The following is a 4993-nucleotide window of genomic DNA, read 5'->3' on the forward strand; positions in this document are numbered from 1 at the left end:
GCTTGCTCGGCTCAACCGAAATCCACATTGCAGTTCGGAAGGTCGAATGCCCAATAGCCATAGATCCGGCCTGCCTAAATATCGGGCACGAAGGCATGCCGGTAGTGGCAGGTCCGGTTCCATGGGCGGCTTCAACATGCCGTTCATGGCTCACCGGTCAGGATACCAAGAATCGGGCGGGGACTGTTCCACCAGCCAGCGCAGCATCTTCTCAGACCGAACGAGGCCGATTAAGCAACGATTGTTCTTGCTCTCGACCACTGGAAGCCAGTCGATATCGTGCTTATTCATCAACTCACCGGCCATCAAGCTTGTATCATCCGGAGTCACCGCGACGGGATCGGCGCGCATGAACTCCCGCACCTTAGTGGATGGCTTCTTGCCTTGCGCAAAAGCTTCAAACAGTTCATTCCTGGTCACGATACCTTCCAAACGTCCCTTTTCATCTAAGACGCTCAGATATTCCACCGCAAGCCGGTCAAACATGCGAACGGTATCTTCAAAGGTATTCTCCAGAGAGAGATGGTGGTTCGGGGCCGCTTCCATAAACGCGGACAGAGGTTGACGTTGGAGAGCGGTCCATGCATGGCTCAAGCGTAGGTCCAATCTGGGTCGCCGCCACCTCAGCGCCTGAGCGACGAGATTGCGAAAAGGAGTGAGCGCTCCGGAAATTGTGGAGAAGACCTCCTTGCCCATCACGAGCACTTCAACCGCTGAGCGGGCGCGGACGCTCCCGATGCGGACCGTGCCGTCAAGAAGGGCAATTTCTCCGAAAAACTCTCCCGGCCCAAACACCGCCACCAGGTGCTGTTGCCCCGTGGGGCCACGCCGCAGGACTTCGACTTCGCCCTGTTCGATCGCGTAAAAACTCATCGCCGGCTCGCCTTCGACAAAGATGGAGTCACCGGACCGATAATGAGCCCGTGCGATCCGCTCCGTCTGATTGATTTTGGGATGGGTCAGGTCGCGCGGAAAGAACAATTCCCAGGTCCAGTCGAACGCGACTTTGAGCCGGCGGGACCAAGAGGGCGATTTCAGCAGGTACACGGTTCGCCACAGCCACCAGGCCGGAAACCCCGACAATCGGACACCCAAGATTTCACCCACCGCATTGCGCTCTCCGATGCCGCAGAGTTGACCCAGCGGTCTGTAGGAAAACGGTCTGGTGGATTGACCCTGCAGAACCCGAACGATGTTCTCCGCCGCTTGCCGCCCTTGCCGTTCTGCAAACTGGCCGGTCGTTGGTGAGATTTGGCCGTCATAGGCATTGACGACAAGAGCACAGTCGCCGACCGCCCACAGGTTCGACGTGCCGCGCACGCGCATATCCGGATCGGTCAGCAGCCGTCCGCCCTTCTTGGGCACATCCAGCCGGTGCACCAGAAGCGGTGCCGTGGTGCCGATCGTGCAGACGACCGTGGCTCCGCGAAGTATTCGACCGTCGTGCATCTCGACGCCCTCGGCCGTGGCCGACACTGCGCGCGCGTTGAGCATCATATGAATACCGGCCTGCTCCATCTTTGCTCGGGCAAACTCCCGGAGTGTCGGACTCACTTCCGGAAGAATCTGATCGCGACTGTGCACCAACGTGACGGTCACTTCGTCGGTGGTGAAGTTTCCGTAAAACCGCATACTGGCTCTGATCAAGTCGTTGATCTCGCCGGCCACCTCCACACCGGTAAAGCCGCCGCCGACCACCACGAAGGACAGATACCAGCGCCGCCGCTCCGGGTCATCGCAGACATCGGCTTTTTCAAGTTGTTCCGTCACATGAAACCGCAGAGCCATGGCATCGCCCACGGATTTCATGGGGAACGCATGGTCGGCCATCCCGGGGACCATACTCAAATTGACCGCAGTGCCGCAGGCCAGCACGGCGTGGTCGAACGTCATGCGACACAGGCGACCATCGTATCCTTCGTATTCAACCTCTGATGCAGCCAAGTTGATTTGCCGGACCTCTTCGGTTCGACAGCGGACTCCGGGCAGCATCTGCCGCAACGGCACCGTGACCGCACCGGGGTTGATGGCAGCGCCGACCACTTCGGCCAACAATGGATAGAACACCATGTTGTTTTCCAAGCTGAATAGGACGATCTCGCAGGGATTTGCCGACAATCTTTTCCGCAGCGCCCTTGCGCACTTCACCCCGGCAAATCCACCACCCACGATGATGATCCGCGTCATGCTCATGGCTTGCCTGTTCGGCCGACGTCGCGCTTCCGCTTGCCAATCCAGCTGATCAAACCGCTTCAAGTGTCCTGGGCCTGATGGTGCTTGCCTTTCTTCTACTCCCCCATCGCCGTCTCTTGGCAACGCCAAGGACATCGCCCGTGGCGCGCCAGAGGTCCGGTTCAGCCCTCGCCCATGCCTTCGGCGGGCTTCGGCGCGCCGCCCGCCTGCACCTTCGCCTCGATCCGCTTCCCGATCTCGGCATCGATGTTCTTCCAGTATTGGAACGCCCGTTTGAGCACCTCGCCGCGCACGCCGCCGAGCAAGCTGCCCGAGACTTGATCGACCAGCTTCGCCCGTTGCGCATCGTTGAACACCTTGCGCACCAGAATACCCGGCTGGGTGAAGTCATCATCCTCCGCACGCAGCGTGTAGGCGCTCCGGACCATCTCGCCATCGGCTTCCCATCCGTCGGCCGCCGGGCCGGTCTCGTCCGCCCAGCTCCGCCCGCCGCTGTTGGTGGCATAGACCGGTGCGTTGCCGCTGTGGTGATACGCCATATGGCCGTCGAACAGATAGGTGTTCACGGGCACCTTGGGCTGGTTGACAGGCAACTGGTGAAAGTTGGTCCCGATGCGATTGCGTTGCGCATCGGCATAGGCGAAGGCACGGCCGAGCAGCATCTTGTCGGGCGACAGGCCGATACCCGGCACCGTGTTTCCCGGCGAGAAGGCCGCTTGCTCGATCTGAGCGAAGAAATTTTCGGGATTGCGGTTCAGCGTCATCGTGCCGACCTTGATCAGCGGGTAATCCGCGTGCGGCCAGGTCTTGGTCAGGTCGAACGGGTTGATCCGATAGGTCTTCGCGGCCGCATAGGGCATGACCTGGACCGAGAGGATCCAACTTGGATGCTCGCCGCGCACGATCGCATTGAACAGATCGCGGCGATGGAAGTCGGCATCCGCGCCCGCCATGGCGGCAGCCTCTTGATTGCTAAAAAACGCCATGCCCTGTTGGGTATGGAAATGATACTTCACCCAGAATTTGTCGCCGGCGGCATTGACCCACATGTAGGTGTGGGAGCCATAGCCGTTCATATGCCGCCAGGTGCGTGGCAGCCCGCGCTCGCCCATCAGATAGGTGACCTGATGCGCGGTTTCGGGGTTGTTGGTCCAGAAATCCCACTGCATGTGGTTGTCGCGCAAGCCGGAGTCGGGGAGCCGCTTCTGGCTGCGGATAAAGTGGGGGAACTTCATCGGATCGCGCACGAAGAAGATCGGGGTGTTGTTGCCGACCAAGTCGTAATTGCCTTCATCGGTATAGAACTTGAGCGAGAAGCCGCGCACGTCGCGCCACGTGTCGGGGCTGCCCGCCTCGCCGGCCACCGTGGAGAAGCGCGCCAGCATCTCGGTCGTCGCGCCCTTCCGGAATAAGGCGGCCTTCGTGTACGCGGAAACGTCCTCCGTCGTCTTGAAGACTCCGAAGGCGCCCGCCCCCTTGGCGTGGGGTTGGCGTTCCGGAACCTTTTCCCGATTGAAGTGCGCCATCTGTTCCAGAAAATGGACGTCGTGAAGCAGGATGGGGCCATCGGGCCCGATCGTGAGCGCGTTGCGGTCGCTCGACGCCGGAGCGCCGCTGCCCGTCGTGGACCCAGTGCCTTTCTTGTTCTCTGGCTTCGCCATGATTCCTCTCCTTTCGATCAGTTCATGAGTACCGCCGACAAATACATTGCCGGGAACCATCTTTGTACTAGCTATAGAGTTTCCATACAAGACTCGCCGGCCCGGCGTTGAGATTGCCGAGCAAGCTCATGGTGGTTGGTGCCTCCGTATTCCGGTTTGATTGAAATCAGGCGCGTCTTTTACCGCGCAACCGGTGATCAGAGAAAAACAAGGTCGCAGGCTCCACTCCATTTCCTGTGCGGGACTAGGCGGGTTCCTAGTACACGTTGGCGATTTCTTGTATATGGTGAACGAGATATTCGTTTCTCGTAAAACCGTTCAATGAACCGCCGATCAAACCGAAGGAGGCGTCCCCACCATGATACAAAGACGAAAAACGGCCTGTATTGCTGCAATTGTTCCATTTGCAATGGCCACCGTTAGTTTCTCGGTTAGTGCCAATGCAACCAGCGGGACCGAAGGACACGATGCTTCTACGATGAAAAGAGAGCAAGACGGTAGTGTCAGTAAAAAAGAATTCATGAAACACCACGAATGGATGTTTGACCAAGAGGACAAAAACAAAAACGGCTCCCTTGATACCGAGGAAATGAGAAATTTACACAAAAGGGTGAGTACGATGCATGAGCGTTTTGAGCAGAAATTTCCCGAGCATTCGACCCCCGCAAAGCCGAATTAATGGGAAATGAATGTTTATTCTCCTAGACCCGTATTCGATCCTCGCGAACCGGGAATACTGAACTGACGTCGTATCCTTTGAGACCGGCAAGCCGAACGCCCGCTGGACGGAGGGCGCAAGATCGGGCGGCCGTTCGGCATCCGGAGAATCCAAGACCGCCCATCCTCGCTGTAAATATTCCGCTCCAAACGTCAGACTTTTCCGCGCGCCGCGTCCACGCTCCAGATGCCGGAGCCGTAGGATGAAATGTACAAGAACGTGAAGCAATAGAGAACCGCGAGCTCCCCCATGTTCTGAATAGGCAACAACGCCTGTGTTCCGTGCGCCATCCAATAGGCGGCGGCCATCAGACCGCTACAGAGAAATGCCGCCCATCCCGCAAAAAGGCCGATCATCACGAGCATGCCGCCGATCAATTCAATCGGACCGGCAACATATGCGACAAAGGGAGGAACGGCGT

4 protein-coding genes are annotated in these 4993 nt (G+C 58.5%); 1 reads left to right on the plus strand and 3 read right to left on the minus strand.

Annotation, left to right across the window (positions count from 1 at the left end):
- Nucleotides 1-150 precede the first annotated feature (150 nt).
- Together ACOSYY_RS13845 and ACOSYY_RS13850 are read right to left on the minus strand one after the other, a co-directional pair.
- Nucleotides 151-2256 carry an FAD-dependent oxidoreductase gene (locus ACOSYY_RS13845; protein WP_421663104.1) on the minus strand — a complete coding sequence of 702 codons (2106 nt, stop codon included), beginning with the start codon at nucleotides 2254-2256 and terminating at the stop codon, nucleotides 151-153.
- A gap of 98 nt (nucleotides 2257-2354) precedes the next feature.
- Nucleotides 2355-3854, minus strand: coding sequence for a catalase (locus ACOSYY_RS13850; protein ID WP_421663105.1), 1500 nt, complete (start codon nucleotides 3852-3854; stop codon nucleotides 2355-2357).
- A 358-nt stretch (nucleotides 3855-4212) separates the two neighbouring features.
- Here ACOSYY_RS13850 and ACOSYY_RS13855 point away from each other — a divergent pair, with 358 nt between their 5' ends.
- Complete coding sequence (locus ACOSYY_RS13855; protein WP_421663106.1) at nucleotides 4213-4533, plus strand: hypothetical protein; 321 nt, start codon at nucleotides 4213-4215, stop codon at nucleotides 4531-4533.
- A 191-nt stretch (nucleotides 4534-4724) separates the two neighbouring features.
- On the opposite strand, the gene ACOSYY_RS13860 is transcribed toward ACOSYY_RS13855, so the two are convergent.
- Nucleotides 4725-4993, minus strand: a 269-nt coding sequence (locus ACOSYY_RS13860) for a DoxX family protein (protein WP_421663107.1), incomplete at its 5' end; no start/stop codon positions are given.

This window comes from Nitrospira sp. BLG_2, from assembly GCF_049222245.1.

Coding starts and splice junctions, on each gene's coding strand:
- ACOSYY_RS13855 (WP_421663106.1), top strand. CDS start 4,213: ATGATACAAAGACGAAAAACGGCCTGTATTGCTGCAATTGTTCCATTT.
- ACOSYY_RS13850 (WP_421663105.1), bottom strand. CDS start 3,854: ATGGCGAAGCCAGAGAACAAGAAAGGCACTGGGTCCACGACGGGCAGC.